The organism is Streptomyces sp. HUAS MG91, assembly GCF_040529335.1.
Classification (GTDB): domain Bacteria; phylum Actinomycetota; class Actinomycetes; order Streptomycetales; family Streptomycetaceae; genus Streptomyces; species Streptomyces tabacisoli.
This window is the reverse complement of the sequence record NZ_CP159534.1, coordinates 5,458,893-5,478,864: the sequence shown is the minus strand read 5'-3', so window position 1 is coordinate 5,478,864 and position 19,972 is coordinate 5,458,893. Positions and strand designations below refer to the sequence as shown.

Below are 19,972 nucleotides of genomic sequence, written 5' to 3'. Positions count from 1 at the left end.
CGACTCTCCGTCGTCGTGTGGTTGCTCGCGCAGTTCCCCGCGCCCCTTGCGGGGCGCGGCCCCGCCCTATAGCCAGCCTTTTTCCTCTGCCACCCGGACCGCCTCCGCCTTGTTGCGGACCGCCAGTTTCTGGATGGCGGTCGAGAGGTAGTTGCGGACCGTGCCCTGGGAGAGGTGCAGGGAGCGGGCGAGTTCGGCGTTGGTGCGGCCGTCGGACGCCGCGCGCAGGATCTCGCGCTCCCGGTCCGTGAGCGGGTTCGCGCCCTCGGCCAGGGCCGCCGCGGCCAGCGTGGGGTCGATGACGCGCTCACCGGCGAGGACCTTGCGGACGGCGTCCGCGAGCTGGGCGGCGGGGGCGTCCTTGACCAGGAACGCGTGCGCGCCCGCCTCCATGGCGCTGCGCAGATAGCCGGGGCGGCCGAACGTGGTCAGGACGACCACCTTCACCCCGGGCTGCTCCCGCGTCAGCCGGGCGGCGGCCTCGATGCCCGTACAGCCCGGCATCTCGATGTCGAGCAGCGCCACGTCCACCGCGTGGTCGCGGGCCGCCGCCGGCACCTCGTCGCCGCGCGCCACCTGGGCGACGACGTCGATGTCGGGCTCCAGGCCGAGCAGCGCTGCGAGGGCCTCGCGCACCATCGACTGGTCCTCGGCGAGCAGCACCTTGATCCGGGTGGTCATGCCGCGGATCCTACGGAGGCCGCCGGGACCCGGGCCACCAGGCGGAAGCCGCGCCCGGCGGCCGCGCCGGTGTCCAGGGAGCCGCCGACCGCGGCGAGGCGTTCGGCGAGGCCGGTCAGGCCGTTGCCCGCCGACGCGCCCGCGGGTCCCGCGCCGTCGTCCTCCACGGTCAGCTCGACCACCGGGCCGTCCAGGGTCTCGCGGCGGGTGACGTCGACGGCGCAGCGGCGGGCGCCGCTGTGCCGTACGACGTTGGTGACGGCCTCGCGCAGCGACCAGGCCAGCGCCGCCTCCTGGGCCTCGGGCAGGCCGGGGGCCCCGGCCGGCACCGTCGCCTCGATGCCGGCCGCCGTGAGGGCGACCTGGGCGCCAGCGAGTTCGGCGGACAGGCGGGGCCGCCGGTAGCCGGTGACGGCCTCGCGCACGTCGACCATGGCCTGGCGGCTGACCTTCTCGATGTCGGCGACCTGGCCGGCCGCCCTGTCGGGGTGGTCGGGGAGCATCCGGCCCGCCAGTTCGCTCTTCAGGGTGATCAGGGAGAGCGAGTGCCCGAGGAGGTCGTGCAGGTCGCGGGCGAGCCGCAGCCGCTCCTCGTTGGCGGCGAGCTGCGCGACCTGCGCCCGCGCCTCCCGCAGCTCCCGGGTGGTCCGCACCAGTTCCCGTACGCCGATCATGGAGAAGCCGCCGAGGAGGGCCGGGACGACGAGCCAGTACTGCGGTTCGGTGCCGCGCAGCAGGCCGACGCCGACCATGACGGCCGTCGCGGCGACGATCGCGAGCCGGGTCCGGCGCAGCGGCAGGACCGCGCCGAAGGCCACGGACACGTAGACGAACAAGACCAGCCACTCGGAGCCGAGGGTGAGCGAGAGGGTGACGGCGAGGACGGGGAGCACGGTCAGGCAGGCGCGGGCCGCGAACCGGCCGAGCGGCCGGCCCGTCTGCCGCATCACGAGACCGATGTACGCGACCACGAACACCGCCAGGCCCAGGCTGCCGAGGGTGGTGGCCGCGGCGCTGTGGTGCCCCTGGGCGAGGTCCGCGACGGGGCTGCCGAGGAAGGCCAGCCACATCGCGATCCACAGGAGCTTCACGGCGAACTCCCGGCGGTTCTCCGGCGGCAGTCCGACCCTCGGGACCTGGCCCGTGGCCCGCGAATCGGTGCTCACGCCTTCAACGTGTCCTTCCGGTACAGGTACGCCGCGCCGCCCGCGAAGAGCAGGAAGTAGACGACGATCAGCGCGACGTCCTTGGTGTGCGGGGCGTTGCCCAGCTCGATGGCCTGGCCGAGGCCGGCGTAGGCGTGCGTGGGCAGCCACTTGGCGATGTCCTGGAGCCACTGCGGGAACGTCGTGGTGGGCATCCACAGGCCGCCCAGGATGGACAGACCGAAGTAGACGATCATCGTGATCGGGCGGACGGCGTCGCCGGACGCGAGATAGCCGAGGGCGACCCCGAGCGCGGCGAAGCAGAGGCTGCCCGCCCAGATCGCGCCGGTCAGCGCGAGCCACTGCCAGGCGTCGAACCGTACGTCCTTGAAGACCGCGGCCACTCCGAAGACGATCACGATGGAGGGCAGCGAGACCACCGCGGCGCTGGCCGTCTTGGCGAGGACGTAGCCGCGGCCGGGCAGGGTGGTGAGCCGCAGCTGGCGCACCCAGCCGCTCTCCCGCTCCTTGGCGATGCGCTCGCTGTTGCCCATGAGGACGGCGGTGAGCGCGCCGAAGGAGGCCATGGAGACCATCATGAAGGCGGGCAGGCTGAGCCCGGTGCCGTCGACGATGTCCTTGCTGTCGGCCGAGCCGGCGATCAGCAGGAAGAGCACCGACGGGTAGACCACGGAGAAGAACAGGAACTTCCTGTTGCGCAGGGCGCGGGTGAGCTCCAGCTTGATCAGGCTGTTCATGACGCCTTCGCCTCCTCGGCGTTGGTGATGGCGACGAAGGCCTGCTCCAGGCCGAGTCCGGCGACTTCGAGATTGCGGGGGTAGACGCCGAGCCCGTACAGGGCGTGCACGGTCGCGTCGGCGTCGGTGGACTGGATGCGGACGGTCTGGCCGGAGACGTCGACGGTGGTCAGGAACGGCAGGGCGCGGAGGGACTGTTCCGTGGCGTCGTCGATGGTTCCCTCGAGGTCGAAGGAGACCTTGCGGGCGCCCGCCTTGGCCTTGATCTCGGCGGCGGTGCCGTCGGCGAGCAGGCGGCCGCGGTGCAGGACGAGGACGCGGTCGGCGATCGCGTCGGCCTCCTCCAGGTAGTGCGTGGCGAACAGCACGGTGCGGCCCTGGTCGGCCTGTTCGCGCATGGTCGCCCAGAACGCCTGGCGGGCCGACACGTCCATGCCGGTCGTCGGTTCGTCGAGGACGATGAGATCGCTGTCGCCCGCGGTGGCGAGGGCGAAGCGGACGCGCTGCTCCTGGCCGCCGGAGAGCTTGTTGACCTTGCGGTCGGCGATCTGGGTGATGCCGGCCCGGCTGAGGACCTCGTCGGTGTTGTGCGGCTTGGGGTGCAGGGCCACCGCGAGCCGCACCAGCTCGCGCACGGTCACCTCGTCCATCAGGCCGCCGCTCTGCAGCATGGCGCCGACCCGGCCCCGCACGATCGCGTCGCGCGGGCTGAGGCCAAAGACCCGTACGTCGCCGGTGTCGGCGGGGCGCAGGCCGAGGAGCAGGTCGAGGGTGGTGGACTTGCCGGCGCCGTTCGGGCCGAGCAGGGCGACGGTCTCGCCGGGGTGCAACGCGAGGCTCAGGCCGTCGACGGCCTTCACCGTGCCGTACGTCTTCGTCACCCCGGTGAAGGTGACCGCTGCGTCTGTGTTCATGACGCCATCGTCGCCGCTCGACGGCCCGGTACGGCAGTGCTTCCTGTCGCGCGTCCCGCATGACAGATGTCATGCGGGACGGACGGCGAGGCGTGCTATCCGGCGTTCGTGGGGATGTCCACGGTGCGCTCGGCCTTGGTTTTGCCCAGCAGCGCCCTGCCCATGGCCTGGGCGACGTCGGTCGGCTGGACCGCCGTCTTCTTGCCGGTGCCGCGGGTGATCAGGACGCCGTCGAAGGTGTTGCCGTACAGCTCCTTGAGCGCCTTCAGGTTGTACGTCTCGACGAGCTTGCCGTCGACCGCCTTCATGCCGAGCACCTTCGGCAGCGAGATCGCCGGGCCGAAGTCGATCTGCTTGCCGCCCGCCGTGATCGTGACGTTGGCCGACATCGCCGGCTCGGCGAACTGCTTCATCTTCCGGTCGACCTCGGCGTTGGTGACCGTCGGCTGCTGGGTCGAGGTGGCCACCCGGACCGGGGCGTCCTTGCCGGTCTCGACGTGCGCCCGGTACGCCTCGGCGACCGCGTCGGCCGACTGGTCGACGTCGATGCCCTTGCCCGCCTTGCCGTAGACCGCGACGGCCTTGCCGGGGACGAACTTGATCGTGCCGTCGCCGGAGGCCGCGCCGCCGCCCGCCGCGTCCTGGAGGGCCGCGTGCAGCTTCTCGGCGTCGACGGGCATGACCGGCTGCACGACCCGCTGGTTGCCGAAGAGCGAGCCGATCACCGAGACCGGGTTGTAGTCGCTGCCCGCGGCGGCGGAGACGGTGGCCGCGCTGTCCAGCGAGAGGCCCGACTGATCCGGCTTCAGCTCGACGGTCTTGCCGTCGACCTCCAGCTTCAGGGTGTCGTCGGTGCGCTTGCCGAGCGTGCTCTCCAGCTTGGCGGCCGCCTCGTCGCGGGTGCCGCCGCCGATGTCGACGCCGAGGACGGTGGTGCCCTTGGGCACGTCGGAGTGGTTCATCAGCAGGCCCGCGCCGTAGGCGACACCGGCCACGCCGACGACGCCGGCGCCGAGCAGGACCAGCTTGCTGCGGCCCTTCTTCTTCTTTGCGGGGGCCGGGGTGCTCTGCACCGGGTCCGGCAGCTTCGGCGCGGTGGGTCCGGCGCCCGGGCCCTGCGGCGGGAACGGGGAGCCGGGGCCCGCGCCCTGGCCGGGCTGCGGGACGACCGGGATGCCGCTGGTGAGCGTGTCACCGGAGACGTTGCCACCGGCCGCGGGGGGCTCGGGGGCGGGCTTCTGCGGCGTCAGGATCGCGGTGTCGTCGCTCATCCGGGGCGGCGTCGGGGCACCGGCGCCGGGGCCGACCGGCGGGTTCGGCGCGCTCGGGGCACCCGGGGCGCTCGGCGCGCTCGGCGGCGTGAACATCGGGCCGTCGCCGGTGACGGGACCGCCGGTGGGGCCCTTGGGTCCCGCGGGACCGGAGGGACCGGGGCGCGAGGTGCCGTCGGGGCCGCCCGGCGCGTTCCCGGACCCGGGCCCGTTGCCGTTCGTGTTCCCGTTCGCCGAGAAGTACGGCAGGTCACCGCGGTCCTGGGCGCCCGGACCGGGCCGGCCCGAGGGTCCGCCCGTGGCGCCCTGCGGTGCGCCGCTGCCGAGCGGGCCGGCCGCGACCGCGCCGGACACGTCGAAGCCGCCCGTGGTGCCGGCGGACGTGCCGCGCTGCGGGGCGCCCGTGCCGGGGGCCGGGGCGCCGGCGTCGGCGGGCCGCTGCGGGGCGGCCGACTTGCGCGGGGCGAACCAGTCGCTGGTCTTCTCGTCGCGCTGCGCCTCGGGTTCGGCGGACGCGCCCGGCTGCGGGGCGTCGGCCGGGAAACCGGCGGACGCGGCAGGGCGGGCGTCGGCGGACGGCGCCTGGGGCGTCCGCGGCTCGGCTCCCTGGGGCCCGTCGGCAGCACCGGCGCCTCCGGCACCGCCGCCGTCGACGTCGCTCATCGGCGTACGCATCACGACCGGCGGGATCGGCCGCGAGCCCGGGATGTTGATCCGGATCCGGGTGGTCAGGGTCGTCTCGGTCTTGGGGCCGTCCTGGTCGCCCGGCGGTGTCGGCTCGGCGTCCCCGGACGCCGCGCCCTGCGCGGACGTGCCGTACGGAGGCGTCCCGGACGGGTAGGCGGCTGCGCCGCGCCCCTGGGGCCCGGAGGACGAACTGTCAGTTTCACGACTCAAGGCAGGTTCTCCCGGTTGGCTCCGCCGCCCGTCTCGACCTCGCGCGGGCTGTTCGGCGGCGCGCACCACCATACTGGCCGCCGCGGGAAGTCATCGTGTGGCCGATGGTGAATCCCCTGTGGGGCCGGTGGCGATATCCGTCAGGACGTCCGTCAGGTGTCCGTCAGCCGTCCGTCAAAAAGTCACGTCACTTCCCAAGTCGGGCGCCGGACGCGGGTGGTTGCCCCGGCAGTCCGATGGTGGCGCAGATCACAGCCACGGCCATCCCTCCGAGGAGGAAGAGGTAGGAGCCCAGTCCCGCGCCGAAGAGGAAGTCGCCCTCGGGCCTGCTCGTGGTGAGCAGCATGACGGCGACGAGCCAGCCCGCGGCGGGTGCCACGGCTCCGGCTCTGCCGCCGGTGAGCCGGGCCCCGCCGTGGAAGACGCCGGCCGCGCCGAGCAGCGCGAGCAGCAATCCGCCCGGGAACCAGCCGCCTTGGGCCAGCGCGCCCGCGCCGCCGACCAGCGCGCCGAGCACGAGGAGGCCGAGGAGCGCGGCGATCCGGCCGGGGCTGAAGTCGATCGGCTGGGCGAGGGCGCTGCCGCTCTGCGCCCTGGCCGGGGCCTTGTCCTTGCTCGTCATGCGTGCGCTCCCTCGGCGGCGGGGCTCCCGGCGCCCTCGAACAGGTCCTTCTCGTGGGCCGATCCGGGCTCGCCCCGCACCAACTCGTAGTACTCGATGTCGAACAGCGGCTGCGCGAGCCCGTTGGAGAGCGCGAACACCGCGTCCCCCTCCGCGACCTCCACCTGGGTGGCGTGGGCGCGCATCGCCGCGGCCTTGCGGCCGAGGTACGGCCGCCCGTCGATCTCGGCGGTGATCCGCTCGTCGTCGACGACGCCCGGTACGTCACCGACGGCGGCGACGGCACCGAACGGCGCGGGGTCGAGGCGCCGGAACCTCTCTTCGACGACCGTGCGGGGCACCCGGTTCCAGTAGATCTTGGCGATCGTGTGCGGCTCACCGAGGTCGCGCCGGAAGGCGGGCTCGGCGGCGAGGTCGGCGGCGCGCAGGGCGACGCGGTGCGCCTGGATGTGGTCGGGGTGGCCGTAGCCGCCGTCGGGGTCGTACGTGACGAGGACCTGCGGGCGGATCTCGCGGATCACGGCGACGAGGTGCGCGGCGGCCTCGTCGAGGTCGGCGGACCAGAAGGCGCCCGGGCGCTCGTTCTGCTCGACGCCCATCATCCCGGAGTCGTGGTAGCGGCCGGGGCCGCCGAGGAAGCGGTGGTCGGTGACGCCCAGTTCCTTCATGGCGGCGGCCAACTCACCGATTCGGTGCGGTCCGAGAAGGTTCTCCCGGTCCGGGGCGAGATGTGCGAGTTCGTCCGGAATGACCTCGCCCTCTTCGCCGAGGGTGCAGGTCACGAGGGTGACGTGCGCACCGTCGGCGGCGTACTTGGCCATCGTGGCGCCGTTGTTGATCGACTCGTCGTCGGGGTGCGCGTGCACGAGGAGCAGACGCCGGGCGGGCAGTTCGGTCATACCCCCAGCCTAGAACCCCGTGACCGGAACCCCGCGCCTAGAACTTGATTCCGCCGACCATGTCCGCGACGTTCGTCGTCAGCTCCTTGATCGTGGGCGCGATGGACGAACTCGCCAGGTAGAAGCCGAGGAGCACACAGACGATCGCGTGACCGGCCTTCAGCCCAGACTTCTTGATCAGGATGAAGACGATGATCGCGAACAGCACCACGGCCGAGATCGAGAGTGCCACAGCGGTCCTCCTCCAAAGTGATCCGGTCGCCGGGAATCTTCCGAGGGCTTCCTACCCACGGAATGCTACGGATCATAACTATCCGTCGTGACGCATGAGTCGCCGCCAGGGGGCACCGGGAGCACGAGGGGGCGCATGGTCCACCAGCGCCCTACGCTTCGGGGATGACCACCGAGACCGAGACGCTCACCGCCGAGTCGTCGACTCCTCCTTCCTTCCCTCGTCAGCACGCGCGTACGCAGCGCTTCACGCTGGGCGCGCCACGGGCGTTCACGGTGGCGCCCGACGGGGAGCGCGTCGTCTTCCTGCGCTCCCCTTCGGGTACCGACCGGGCGAACGCGCTGTGGGTGCTGGACGTGGCGAGCGGCCGGGAGCGGCCGGCCGCGGAGCCGGCCGCGCTGCTCGGCGGGGCGTCGGAGAAGCTGTCCGCCGCGGAGCGGGCCCGGCGCGAGCGCAGCCGCGAGGGCGGCGCGGGCATCGTCGGGTACGCGACGGACGCGGCGGTGGAGCTGGCGGCGTTCGCCCTGTCCGGCCGCCTCTTCGCCGCCGAACTGCGGGCCGGGACCGCCCGCGAACTGCCCGTTCCCGGACCGGTGATCGACCCGCGCCCCTCCCCCGACGGCCGGCACATCGCCTACGTCGCGCAGGGCGCCCTGCGCGTCGTCGGCGCGGAGGGCACGGACGACCGGGCGCTCGCGACCCCGGAGTCGGACACGGTCACCTACGGGCTCGCGGAGTTCATCGCGGCCGAGGAGATGTCCCGCTACCGGGGCCACTGGTGGTCCCCCGACTCGGACCGGCTCCTGGTGGCCCGCGCCGACGACGCCGCCGTGCACCGCTGGTGGATCGCCGACCCGGCGCACCCCGACCGCGAACCGGCCCGGGTCGCCTATCCGTCGGCCGGCACCCCCAACGCCGAGGTGCGGCTCTTCTCGTACGCGCTCGACGGCACCCGCACCGAGATCAACTGGGACCGGTCCGCCTATCCGTACCTGGCCCGCGTCCACTGGTCGGCGAACGGCGCCCCGCTGCTCCTGGTGCAGGCCCGCGACCAGCTCAGCGCGCTGTACCTGGCGGTGAACGCCGAGGACGGCTCGACCCGCATGGTGCACGCCGACGAGGACGACCAGTGGCTGGAGCTGCTGCCGGGCGTGCCGTGCTGGTCGCCGAGCGGGCAGCTGGTGCGGATCGCCGACGAGGGCGGCGCCCGGGTCCTCGCGGTGGGCGAACGCCCGCTCACCGGGCCGCAGTTGCACGTCCGCGCCGTCCTCGACGTCGGCGACGGCGATGTGCTGGTCTCGGCGTCGGCGGGCGCGGACGCCGAGGCGCCGGAGACCGGCGAGGTGCACGTCTACCGGGTCAACGAGCTGGGCGTGCAGCGGGTGACCGCGGAGCCCGGCGTCCACTCGGCGGTCCGCGCGGGCGAGGTCACCGTGCTCGTCTCGGCGACCCTCGGCTCCCCCGGCGCCCGGGTGCGGGTGGAGCGCGACGGCAAACACGTCGCCGAGATCGCCTCCTTCGCGCAGGCGCCGGTCCTCACGCCGCGCGTGACCCTGACCGAGGCGGACGGCATCCCCTGCGCGGTCCTGCTCCCGTCCTCGTACGCCGAGGGGGACGGGCCGCTGCCGGTCCTGATGGACCCGTACGGCGGCCCGCACGGGCAGCGCGTCATGGCGGCGCACAACCCGTATCTGACCTCCCAGTGGTTCGCCGACCAGGGCTTCGCCGTGATCGTCGCGGACGGCCGGGGCACGCCCGGGGTCTCGCCCGGCCGGGAGAAGGCGATCCGCGGCGACTTCACGCTGACCCTCGACGACCAGGTCACGGCGCTGCACGCGCTGGCCGGCCGGTTCCCGCTCGACCTGTCCAGGGTCGCGATGCGCGGCTGGAGCTACGGCGGCTATCTGTCGGCGCTGGCCGTGCTGCGCCGCCCCGACGTCTTCCACGCGGGGATCGCCGGGGCGCCGGTGACGGACTGGCGGCTGTACGACACCCATTACACGGAGCGCTACCTCGGGGATCCGGCGAAGAGCCCGGCCACGTACGCGAAGAGCTCCCTGGTGACGGACGACGGCCTGGCCGAGGCGGCCGACGAGCACCGGCCGATGCTGATCGTGCACGGGCTCGCGGACGACAATGTGGTGGTGGCGCACGCGCTGCGGCTCAGCTCCGCACTGCTCGCCGCCGGGCGGCCGCACGAGGTGCTGCCGCTGTCGGGTGTCACGCACATGACGCCGCAGGAGCAGGTCGCCGAGAACCTGCTGCTGCTCCAGGTCGACTTCCTGAAGCGGTCGTTGCAGATGGCGTAAGCAACCGGGGCCGGAGCGACATGGCGCGCTCCGGCCCCGGTTCACGGCACCCGCACGGCCGTACGTGGAACACCTTGACCTGTCCGTATATCGGGACCGGGTCCGTCAAGTTGCCTGTGTGTAAAGGCGGGAAAGGCCCTTACTCCGACGGCACGACCTGCTTCTCCTCGGCGAAGTGGCAGGCCGACGGGTGCCGGGCCGGGCTGTCGACGGTGCTGAACACCTCGGGCACCGCGAGCACCGGTTCCTCCACCTCGCAGCGCTCCTGCGCCTTCCAGCAGCGGGTGCGGAAGCGGCAGCCCGAGGGCGGGTTGGCCGGTGAGGGGACGTCGCCCGAGAGCAGGATGCGCTCCCGGTGCTCGCGCGCCCGCGGGTCGGGGACCGGGACCGCGGAGAGCAGCGCCTGGGTGTAGGGGTGCGTCGGGTGGTCGTAGATCTGCGAGTCCGAGCCGATCTCCACGACGCGGCCCAGGTACATGACGCCGACCCGGTCGGAGATGTGCCGCACGATGGACAGGTCGTGGGCGATGAAGACGTAGGAGAGGTTGAACTCGTTCTGGAGCCGGTCGAGCAGGTTGACCACCTGGGCCTGGACCGACACGTCGAGGGCGGAGACCGGCTCGTCGGCCACGATGATCTCGGGCCGCAGCGCGAGACCGCGGGCGATGCCGATGCGCTGGCGCTGGCCGCCGGAGAACTGGTGCGGATAGCGGTTGATGTACTCGGGGTTGAGCCCGACCACGTCGAGGAGGTCCTGGACCCTGCGGCGCCGGTCGCCCTTGGGAGCGACTTCGGGATGGATCTCGTACGGCTCCCCGATGATGTCGCCGACCGTCATGCGCGGGTTGAGCGAGGTGTACGGGTCCTGGAACACCATCTGGATGTTGCGGCGGACGGCCTTCAGGGCCCGACCGGACAGCTTGGTGATGTCCTCGCCCTTGTACTTGATGACGCCCGCGGTCGGCTTCTCCAGGTTCACCAGCATCTTGGCGACCGTGGACTTGCCGCAGCCGGACTCGCCGACGATGCCGAGCGTCTCGCCCTGCCCGAGGTCGAAGTCGACGCCGTCGACGGCCTTGACCGCGCCGACCTGCTTGCGGAACACGATGCCCTGGGTGAGCGGGTAGTGCTTGACCAGGCCGCGCACCTCCAGGATCGGTTCGTGCCCGGACTCCGAGCCGTTCGCCGCGTAGGAGGACTCGGCCTGGGACTGGTGCAGCAGGTGCCGGGCGATCTCGCCCTCGCGCTTGAGGTCCTGCTTGCTGACGTGCTCACTGTGCGGCATCGAGCGTCTCCTTCCAGAAGTGGCAGGCGCTGCGACGGGTCTCGGAGACGTCGGCGAGCGGGGGGACGTCGGTGCGGCACACGTCCTGTGCCATCGGGCAGCGCGGGTTGAAGGCGCAGCCGGGCGGGATGTTCATGAGGTTGGGCGGCAGGCCCTTGATGGCGTAGAGCTCCTGGCCCTTCTGGTCCAGGCGCGGGATCGACTCCAGCAGGCCCTTGGTGTACGGGTGTGCGGGCGCCCGGTAGATCTCGTGCACGGGGGCCTGCTCCACGATGCGGCCCGCGTACATGACGGCGATCTTGTCGGCGACGTCCGCGACCACGCCGAGGTCGTGCGTGATGAGGATGAGCCCCATGTGGAGCTCGCGCTGCAACTCGGCGAGCAGGTCCATGACCTGGGCCTGCACGGTGACGTCCAGGGCGGTCGTGGGCTCGTCGGCGATGATCAGGGCGGGTTCGAGGGCGAGCGCCATCGCGATCATGATGCGCTGGCGCATGCCGCCGGAGAACTGGTGCGGGTACTGGCCGACGCGTTCCTTGGCGGCCGGGATGCGGACCCGGTCCATCAGCTCGACGGCCTTGGCCTTGGCGTCCTTGCGGGACATGCCCTTGTGGACGACGAACAGCTCGCCGATCTGCTCGCCCACGGAGAGCACGGGGTTCAGCGAGGAGAGCGCGTCCTGGAAGATCATCGCCATCTCGGCGCCGCGGATCTTGCGCCGCTCCTCCTCCTTGAGCTTCAGGAGGTCCTGGCCGCGGAAGAGCACCTCGCCGCCGGTGATCTTCCCGGGCGGCATGTCGAGGATGCCCATGACGGCCTGCGCCGTCACGGACTTGCCGGAGCCGGACTCGCCGAGAACGGCGAGGGTCTCGCCCTCGTCGACCGTGTAGTTGACGCCGTTCACCGCCTTGGCGATGCCGTCCCGGGTCCGGAACTCGACGTTCAGGTCGCGTACTTCGAGCAACGGCATGGGCGCTACCTCAGCTTCGGGTCGAGGGCGTCGCGCACCGCGTCGCCGAGCATGATGAACGCGAGGACCGTGATCGCGAGGGCGCCGGACGGCCACAGCAGTGCGTGCGGGGCGTTGCGGATGTTCGCGGACGCCGACGAGATGTCGATGCCCCAGCTGACGGCCGGCGGCTTCAGGCCGACGCCGAGGTACGACAGGGTCGCCTCCAGGGCGATGTACGTACCGAGGGCGATCGTCGCGACGACGATGACCGGCGCGACGGCGTTCGGCGCGATGTGCCGCAGCAGCATCCGCGAGTTGGACGCGCCCAGCGCCCGGGCCGCCTGGACGTAGTCGTTCTGCTTGGCGGTGATGACCGAGCCGCGCGCGATGCGGGAGATCTGCGGCCAGCCGAGCAGCACCATGAAGCCGATGACCGGCCAGACGGTGTTGCTGCTGACGACCGACAGGAGCACCAGGCCGCCGAGGACGACGGGGATCGCGAAGAAGATGTCGGTGATCCGGGAGAGGACCGAGTCCCAGAACCCGCCGAAGAACCCGGCCAGGCCGCCGAGGACCGAGCCGAGGAGCGCGACGCCGACCGTGGCGCAGACGCCGACGGTGATCGAGTTGCGGGCGCCGTACACGGTGCGCGTGTAGACGTCGCAGCCCTGGCCGTCGAAGCCGAAGGGGTGGCCCGGCTCGGAGCCCTGCTGCCGCTTGGACAGGTCGCAGGAGAGCGGGTTGCCGGAGGCGATCAGCTGCGGCCAGATCGAGATGATCACCAGGAAGAGGATGACCAGGCCCGCGATGATGAAGACCGGGTTGCGGCGCAGGTCCCGCCAGGCGTCGGACCACAGGCTGCGGGGCTTGTCGGCCGGGCCGCCCGCGGAGCCGCCCGGCCGGCCCTCGACGGTCGTGCCCTCGCTGGTGGCGAGGTCCATCGCGCCGCCCATGCCGGTCGCGGCGATGGCACCGTCGTCGGGTGTGCGCCCGTCGGGTGCGTGCGGTTCAGGCATAGCGGATCCTCGGGTCGAGTACGGCGTACAGGAGGTCGACAATCAGGTTCACCGCGAGGAAGACCAGCACGAGGATCGTCACGAAGCCGACCACGGTCTGGGTGTTCTGGCGCAGGATGCCCTGGTAGAGCTGGTAGCCGACGCCGTGGATGTTGAAGATGCGCTCGGTGACGATGGCGCCGCCCATCAGGGCGCCGACGTCGGCGCCGATGAAGGTGACCACCGGGATCAGCGAGTTGCGCAGCAGGTGCCGGGTGATGACGCGGCGCCTGGGCAGGCCCTTGGCGATGGCGGTGCGGACGTAGTCGGCGCGCTTGTTCTCGGCGATGGAGGTCCGGGTCAGGCGGGTCACGTAGGCGAGGGAGACCGAGGCGAGGACCAGGCCCGGCACGATCAGCTCGCTGAAGGTCGCCTCCGTGGACACCGCCGGTTCGATCCAGCCCCATTTGACGCCGAGCAGCAGTTGCAGCAGCAGACCGGTGACGAACGTCGGGATGGAGATGACGACGAGGGTCAGCAGCAGCACGGTGGTGTCGATGGGGCGGCCGCGCCGCAGGCCGGTGATGACGCCGAGGGTGATGCCGACGACGATCTCGAAGAGGATCGCGACGATCGTCAGGCGGATGGTGACGGGGAACGCGGTCGACATCAGCTCGGTGACCTTCTGGCCGTTGAACGCCGTGCCGAAGTCCCCGGTGAAGACGTTCCCCATGTACGTCAGGTATTGCTGCCACACCGGCTTGTCGAGGCCGAACTCCTTCGACAGCTGCGCCTTGGTGGCAGGGTCGCAGGCCTTGTCGCCGCACAGCCCGGCGATGGGGTCGCCCATCACGTTGACCATGAGGAAGATCAGCAGCGTCGCGCCGATGAAGACCGGGATCATCTGCAGCAGGCGCCGGATCACATAACGTCCCATGAGGACTCCGGTTCCGTTTCCGCGAGGGGGCGGGAGCGGCGGCCGGCGGGCCGCCGCTCCCCTGGCGTCACTTGACCTTGATCTCGTTGTAGACGGGGACGCTGAACGGGTTCAGGGCGACGTTGTCGACCTTGTCCGAGTAGCCGGCGCTGCCGTTCTGGTACCAGAGCGGGATGGCCGCCATGTTGTCCCGGACGACCTCCTGCGCCTGCTGGAAGATCTTGACCGCCTGGGCCTGGTCGGACTCGGCGTTGGCCTTGTCGACGAGGGAGTCGAACTCCTTGTTGGACCAGTGGCCGTCGTTGGACGAGGCGTTGGTGTAGTACAGCGGCTGCAGGAAGTTCTGGATGAGCGGGTAGTCCATCTGCCAGCCGGCGCGGAACGGGCCCGTCATCTTCTTGTCGGTGATCTTGTTGCGGAAGTCGGCGAAGGTGCCGGTGGGGCTGCCGACGCACGCCTTGTCGTTGCCGAGGGCGTTGTTGATGGAGTTGCAGACGGCGTCGACCCACTCCTTGTGGCTGCCGGTGTCGGCGTTGTAGCCGATCTGCACCTGGCCGCCGGGGATGCCGCCGCCCTCCTGGATCATCTTCTTGGCCTCGGCGGGGTTGTAGTCGCAGAATTCACCGCACAGCCCCTCCTTGTAGCCGCCCTTCTCGCCGAGGACCGGGGAGGTCCAGTCGGTGGCGGGGGTGCGGGTCTTCTCGAAGATGGAGTCGGTGATCTGCTTGCGGTTGATCGCCATCGACAGGCCCTTGCGGACCTTGTCGCTGTCCGCCTTGTTCCAGTCGGAGTCGTAGAACGGGAAGGCGAGCGTCTGGATGATGCCGGCGGGGGTGTTGATGTACCGGCCGTCGAGGTCGCTCTTCACGTTCGCGAGCTGGGCGGCGGGCACGTCGTCGACGAGGTCGAGGTTGCCGGCCGTCAGGTCGGTGTAGGCCGTGTTGTTGTCGGTGTAGACCTTGAGGTCCACGCCCGAGTTCTGGGCCTTGTCGTCGCCCGGGTACTTGTCCCACTTGCGCAGGGACATCTGCGAGCCCTTTTGGTACGAGTCCACGGTGTACGGGCCGTTGCCGACGGGCTTCTTGATGTACGCGTCGTGGTCGTCGAAGAACATCTTGGGCAGCGGGGCGAAGGCCGCGTAGCCGAGGGTGTCGGGCCACGTGGAGAACTTCTGGTTCAGCTTGACCGTGAAGGTGTCGTCGCCGGTGACCTTGAGGCCGGAGAGGGTGTCCGCGCTCTGCGAGCCGGACTCCGGGTGCACCTTGTCGTAGCCGTCGATCTGACCGAAGAAGTAGGCGTTCTTCTGGTTGTTCTTCAGGCTCGCGCCGTAGTTCCAGGCGTCGACGAAGGACTTGGCGGTGACCTTCTCGCCGTTGGAGAACGTCCAGCCCTTCTTCACGGTGATCGTGAAGTTCTGCGAGTCGGACGTGTCGATCTTCTCGGCGAGCATGTCCTTGGCCTCGCCGGTCTTCGGGTCGTACCGCTTCAGACCCCGGAAGATCATGTCCAGGACCTTGCCGCCCTGCACCTCGTTGGTGTTGGCGGGCTCCAGCGGGTTCTGCGGGTCGCCCCAGGAGGAGCGCACGATCCCGGAGCCGTCACCGCCGCCACCGCTGTCGCCGCCCCCACCACAGGCCGTCGCCGCGAGGGCTACGGCGACCGCACCAGCCGCCCACTTGGCGTGCGTGGCTCCACGCATGGAGTGCCTCCTCTGTACCGATCACGTGACACGTACGCCCAAATATCAGGCCATACGGCACATACCGCACTCCCGGTTCAGCCACCCGGTGGACGCACCCCTCCCCCGCGACCCCGTACCCTCGGCTCACAGTGCACACATAGCGAGACACGAGTATCCGCATATCGGACCCACCGCGACGCTTGTCCGCCCGTGGCGCTTTTATGCCATGCGAACACCCATGCGAGAGCAATCCCGCCCCCTACCCAGAGCAAAGCCCGGGGCAAGGATTCAAAGCTGGAATCAAGACATCAGGAATTCATTGACCGTGCATCAAATGCCCTGAAAAGGTCCCGCTTAGCGCACCGGTAGACCCGTTAGCGCGTATGGACCCCTCAGGGCCTGGAGCACCATGACGACCCCAACTCCCCCTGCCACGACCACACTTGAGGTTGTGGAGGACGACGCGTCCGCGCCGCAGACACCCCTTGCGGCGTCCGGCGACGACGAGAGCCTCTCCCCCGGCAAGCTCGCCTGGCGCCGCTTCAAGCGGGACCGCACCGGCCTGATCTCCGCCGGTGTCGTGCTGTTCTTCTTCGTGATCGCCCTCGCGGCGCCGCTGATAGCCAAGGTGTACGGCAAGGACCCGTACACCACCTACGCCAGCGCGCACCCGGAGCTGCTCGACGCCTTCTCGTACCCGGCGGGTGCCAACGGCGGGATGAGCTCGGAGTTCTGGTTCGGCATCGAGCCGCAGCTCGGCCGGGACGTCTTCACCTTCCTGCTCTACGCGATCCGCAACTCGCTCGGCATCGCCGTCGCCGCCAGCATCCTGACCATGGCCGTCGGTGTGGTCGTCGGTGTCACCGCGGGCTATCTGGGCGGCAAGACGGACTACCTCGTGGGCCGGGTCATCGACATCCTGCTCTCGATCCCGTCGACGCTCTTCTTCATCGCGTTCATGCCGGTGGCCTACGGGCTCTTCATCGCCGACGACGACAACATCCCCACCTCCCTGCGGGCGGTCGCGCTGATCGTCGTCCTCTCGGCCTTCGGCTGGGCCTCCATCGCCCGTCTGCTGCGCGGCCAGGTACTCGGCCTGCGCGAGCGGGAGTTCATCGAGGCCGCCAAGGTCACCGGCGCCTCCCCGATGCGCATCGTGTTCAAGGAACTGCTGCCCAACCTGTGGACGCCGATCATCGTCCAGGCCACGCTGCTGCTCCCCCTCTTCGTGACGTCGGAGGCGGGCCTGGCCTTCCTCGGTGTCGGCATGATCGACCCGACCCCGGACTGGGGCGTGATGATCGGCCGCGGCGCCCAGTTCTACAACCAGGACTTCACGTTCCTGCTCTTCCCGGGCCTGTCGATGGTGATCTTCGTACTCGCCTTCAACCTGCTCGGCGACTCGGCGCGCGACGCCCTCGACCCGAAGTCGAAGCGCTGACCCCCAGCTGCACCTCACCGCCGGTTTCGACGACGTCCGGCCACCCTCTCTTCGTCCCGACTGACCTAGGCAGGCCCAACCATGTCCTTTTCCCGTAGAAACCTCCTGATCGCCACCGGTGCGGTCGCGGCGTCCAGCGCGGTGCTGACCGCCTGCGGCGGCAGTGGCAGCGGCAGCTCCGGCAAGAGCAAGGGCCCCTCGGTCACCGGTTCCAAGACGACCGCGATCCCGGTCGGCACCAAGGCCGACTCCACCGGCCCGGCGCCCGAGGTCCCCGGCGCGGTCAAGGGCGGGACGATCTACTCGCTCGACCAGTTCGACATGGACCACATGGACCCGGCGCAGATCTACGTCGCCACCGAGGGCGCCATCACCGTCCCGATCCTGCGCGGCCTGACCGGCTACAAGGTCGGCGACAAGGGCGCCGCCACCCTGGTCGGCGACGGGGCGACCGACGCCGGCACCATGAAGGACGGCGGCAAGACCTGGTCCTTCACCCTCAAGGAGGGCCTGAAGTGGGAGGACGGCTCCGACGTCACGATGGATGACGTCCGCCACTCCTTCGAGCGCACCTTCGCCGACTTCATCACCGAGGGCCCGCGCTACTTCCAGGACTGGGCCGAGGGCGGCGACAAGTACAAGGGCCCCTACGGCGGCAAGCACCTCGACTCCATCGAGGTCGACGGGCAGACCATCACGTTCCACCTGAAGGAAGCCCACGGCGACTTCAACTACATGGTGGCGATGCGCGGTTACTCCTTCGTGCCGAAGAAGCACGACACCAAGGAGAAGTACGACAAGCGCCCGATGTCCTGCGGCCCGTACAAGATCGACAGCCGTCAGCCGGGCAAGTCGCTGACCTACGTGCGCAACGAGCACTGGGACCCCAAGACCGACTCGATGCGCAACAACTACCCGGACAAGTACGTCTTCCAGTTCGGCTTCGAGACCCTGGCGTCCACCGACCGCTACATCGCGGACAAGGGCAACGACCAGTACACGATGTCGATCTTCAACGAGGTCGCCCCGGAGCGCACCGCGCAGGTGCTCACCAACGCCAAGCTGAAGAAGCGCGTCCTCACCCAGGTCGACACGGTCACGTACTACTGGCCGATCAACACGACCCGCATCAAGGACGTCAAGGTCCGCCAGGCCATCAACTGGGCCTGGCCGCACCAGCAGCTGCAGACGATCCGCGGCGGCGCCTCCACCAGCGAGCTGGCCACCTCGATCCTCTCCCCGGTGACCCCCGGCTACGCCAAGTTCGACCTGTACGGCGTGACCACGAAGCCCGGCGGCGACCCGGCCAAGGCCAAGGCCCTGCTGAAGGAGGCCGGCAAGTCCGGCCAGAAGCTGGTCATCGCCTACCAGCAGTCCGACAACTCGGTGAAGCAGGCCGTCGCCATCAAGAACGCCCTGGAGGCGGCGGGCTTCACGGTCGTCAACAAGCAGGTCGACAAGTCGACCTTCTACACCCAGATCGGCAAGATCGACAACGAGTACGACGTGTTCGCCGCGGGCTGGAGCCCCGACTGGCCGGCCGGTTACTCGGTGTTCTACCCCTGCTGGGACGGCTCCAACATCGGCGACGGCCGCAGCAACTACTCCCAGCTGAAGGACGCGAGCGTCGACCGGGCGATCGCGGCGGCCACCGCCGAGACGGACCCGGAGAAGGCCAACAAGGCCTGGGGCGCCATCGACCGCCAGATCATGGAGCTCGCGGCCTGCGTGCCCGACTACCACTCGATCCGCAACTGGATGTACGGCTCCAAGGTCGGCAACGTCGTCTACGACCTCGGCAACACCTGCGTCGCGCTCTGCAAGCTCTACGCCAAGAAGTAAGCGCCCCCGTAAAGGGGCGGCCGCCACCGCGGCCGCCCCGGCGGCCCTCCCCCTTCAGCCTCCCGGCGACGGCGCCCCGTCCGGAAAGTCACGCCCCATGTCCCGCTTCCTCGTTCGCCGAGTCCTCGGTGCACTGGTCATCCTGCTGATCATCAGCGCGATCACCTTCTGGCTCTTCTACGCGATCCCGCGTGACCCCGCGATCATGTCCTGCGGCAAGAACTGCACGCCCGACATGCTCACCAAGGTCCGGCACAACCTGGGCATCGACCACCCGGTCCCGGTCCAGTACTGGGACTGGCTCAAGGGCATCTTCGTCGGGCGCGACTACGCGAGCTTCGGCCACTGCGACGCGCCCTGCCTCGGCTACTCGTTCGCCAACCGCGAGCCCGTGCTCGGCACGATCCTGGACCGTCTCCCGCTGACCCTCTCGCTCGCCTTCGGCTCGGCCGTCGTCTTCCTGGTCTTCGGCATCGGCACCGGCATGATCGCCGCGGTCAAGCAGGGCAAGTGGCAGGACAAGCTGGCCAGTTCGGCCTCGCTGGTCGCCTCCTCGATGCAGATCTACTTCGTCGGCTACATCGCGATGTACTTCCTCGTCTCGAAGCTCGGCATCCTGGACAACCCCTCGTACACGCCGCTCACCGAGAACCCGGTCTCCTGGGCCTCGGGGCTGCTGCTGCCGTGGCTGGTCCTGGCCCTGATCTGGACCGCCAACTACACCCGTATGACGCGCTCGCAGATGGTCGAGACGCTCAGCGAGGACTACGTCCGCACCGCCCGCGCCAAGGGCCTCTCCGGCCGCAGCGTCTTCTTCCGGTTCGCCTGGCGCGGCGCGATGGGCCCGATCGTCACCATCTTCGGCATCGACATCGCCACCCTGATCGGCGGCGCGATCATCACCGAGCAGGTCTTCAGCCTCCAGGGCGTGGGCCGTCTCGCGGTGCAGTCCGTGGACAAGAGCGACCTGCCCATGCTGCTCGGAGTGACCGTGCTCTCGGCCGGCGCCATCGTGTTCTTCAACATCATCATCGACGCCGTCTACGCCCTCATCGACCCGCGGATCCGGCTCGCCTGACCTCCGCCACTGCCCCCTACCCCCGCATCACCC

Annotated in this window: 17 protein-coding genes; 4 read left to right on the top strand and 13 right to left on the bottom strand. The window is 70.3% G+C overall.

The annotated features are described in order from the left end of the window. Positions 1-66 precede the first annotated feature (66 nt). The 8 genes from ABII15_RS25120 to ABII15_RS25085 all read right to left on the bottom strand — a co-directional run bounded on the left by ABII15_RS25120 (position 67) and on the right by ABII15_RS25085 (position 7,419). Positions 67-681: a response regulator transcription factor gene (locus ABII15_RS25120; RefSeq protein ID WP_353944557.1), complete on the bottom strand. Its 615-nt coding sequence runs from the start codon at positions 679-681 to the stop codon at positions 67-69. Continuing rightward, positions 678-1,751, bottom strand: a complete 1,074-nt coding sequence (locus ABII15_RS25115) for a histidine kinase (RefSeq protein WP_353947189.1) — start codon at positions 1,749-1,751, stop codon at positions 678-680. The genes ABII15_RS25120 and ABII15_RS25115 overlap by 4 nt, the downstream gene beginning before the upstream one ends. A gap of 92 nt (positions 1,752-1,843) precedes the next feature. After that, positions 1,844-2,584, bottom strand: a complete 741-nt coding sequence (locus ABII15_RS25110; RefSeq protein ID WP_353944556.1) for an ABC transporter permease — start codon at positions 2,582-2,584, stop codon at positions 1,844-1,846. Further along, positions 2,581-3,498: an ABC transporter ATP-binding protein gene (locus ABII15_RS25105; RefSeq protein ID WP_353944555.1), complete on the bottom strand. Its 918-nt coding sequence runs from the start codon at positions 3,496-3,498 to the stop codon at positions 2,581-2,583. Before ABII15_RS25105 ends, ABII15_RS25110 begins: the two co-directional genes overlap by 4 nt. A gap of 95 nt (positions 3,499-3,593) precedes the next feature. Next, on the bottom strand, positions 3,594-5,666 hold the full coding sequence (locus ABII15_RS25100) for a hypothetical protein (RefSeq protein WP_353944554.1): 2,073 nt from the start codon (positions 5,664-5,666) through the stop codon (positions 3,594-3,596). A 187-nt stretch (positions 5,667-5,853) separates the two neighbouring features. Next, complete coding sequence (locus tag ABII15_RS25095) at positions 5,854-6,288, bottom strand: DUF6113 family protein (protein WP_353944553.1); 435 nt, start codon at positions 6,286-6,288, stop codon at positions 5,854-5,856. Then, on the bottom strand, positions 6,285-7,187 hold the full coding sequence (mshB, locus tag ABII15_RS25090) for an N-acetyl-1-D-myo-inositol-2-amino-2-deoxy-alpha-D-glucopyranoside deacetylase (protein ID WP_353944552.1): 903 nt from the start codon (positions 7,185-7,187) through the stop codon (positions 6,285-6,287). The genes ABII15_RS25095 and mshB overlap by 4 nt, the downstream gene beginning before the upstream one ends. 37 nt (positions 7,188-7,224) lie before the next feature. Beyond that, the gene (locus tag ABII15_RS25085; protein ID WP_111666458.1) at positions 7,225-7,419 is read right to left on the bottom strand and encodes a hypothetical protein; all 195 of its coding nucleotides are present in this window, start codon (positions 7,417-7,419) and stop codon (positions 7,225-7,227) included. Positions 7,420-7,583: 164 nt separating this feature from the next. Here ABII15_RS25085 and ABII15_RS25080 point away from each other — a divergent pair, with 164 nt between their 5' ends. Then, positions 7,584-9,728 carry a prolyl oligopeptidase family serine peptidase gene (locus tag ABII15_RS25080; RefSeq protein ID WP_353944551.1) on the top strand — a complete coding sequence of 715 codons (2,145 nt, stop codon included), beginning with the start codon at positions 7,584-7,586 and terminating at the stop codon, positions 9,726-9,728. A gap of 139 nt (positions 9,729-9,867) precedes the next feature. Here ABII15_RS25080 and ABII15_RS25075 read toward each other — a convergent pair whose 3' ends face one another. From ABII15_RS25075 to ABII15_RS25055, 5 genes are all read right to left on the bottom strand, one after another. Next, positions 9,868-11,013: a dipeptide ABC transporter ATP-binding protein gene (locus tag ABII15_RS25075; protein WP_353944550.1), complete on the bottom strand. Its 1,146-nt coding sequence runs from the start codon at positions 11,011-11,013 to the stop codon at positions 9,868-9,870. Beyond that, positions 11,000-11,983 (bottom strand): ABC transporter ATP-binding protein, encoded by a 984-nt coding sequence (locus ABII15_RS25070; protein WP_353944549.1) that lies wholly within the window; start codon positions 11,981-11,983, stop codon positions 11,000-11,002. Before ABII15_RS25070 ends, ABII15_RS25075 begins: the two co-directional genes overlap by 14 nt. Before the next feature lie 5 nt (positions 11,984-11,988). Further along, on the bottom strand, positions 11,989-12,981 hold the full coding sequence (locus tag ABII15_RS25065; protein WP_353944548.1) for an ABC transporter permease: 993 nt from the start codon (positions 12,979-12,981) through the stop codon (positions 11,989-11,991). Continuing rightward, entirely contained in the window at positions 12,974-13,897 is a 924-nt protein-coding gene (locus tag ABII15_RS25060) for an ABC transporter permease (protein WP_353944547.1), read from the bottom strand. Before ABII15_RS25060 ends, ABII15_RS25065 begins: the two co-directional genes overlap by 8 nt. 67 nt (positions 13,898-13,964) lie before the next feature. After that, positions 13,965-15,596 (bottom strand): ABC transporter substrate-binding protein, encoded by a 1,632-nt coding sequence (locus tag ABII15_RS25055; RefSeq protein ID WP_353944546.1) that lies wholly within the window; start codon positions 15,594-15,596, stop codon positions 13,965-13,967. 391 nt (positions 15,597-15,987) lie between these two features. On the opposite strand from ABII15_RS25055, the gene ABII15_RS25050 reads away from it, so the two are divergent. The 3 genes from ABII15_RS25050 to ABII15_RS25040 all read left to right on the top strand — a co-directional run bounded on the left by ABII15_RS25050 (position 15,988) and on the right by ABII15_RS25040 (position 19,939). Next, the gene (locus tag ABII15_RS25050) at positions 15,988-17,019 is read left to right on the top strand and encodes an ABC transporter permease (protein ID WP_353944545.1); all 1,032 of its coding nucleotides are present in this window, start codon (positions 15,988-15,990) and stop codon (positions 17,017-17,019) included. Positions 17,020-17,100: 81 nt separating this feature from the next. Next, a complete protein-coding gene (locus tag ABII15_RS25045) occupies positions 17,101-18,861 on the top strand; it encodes an ABC transporter substrate-binding protein (protein ID WP_353944544.1) in 1,761 nt (586 codons plus the stop codon). 97 nt (positions 18,862-18,958) lie between these two features. Continuing rightward, positions 18,959-19,939, top strand: a complete 981-nt coding sequence (locus tag ABII15_RS25040; protein WP_353944543.1) for an ABC transporter permease — start codon at positions 18,959-18,961, stop codon at positions 19,937-19,939. The last annotated feature ends 33 nt before the right edge of the window (positions 19,940-19,972 follow it).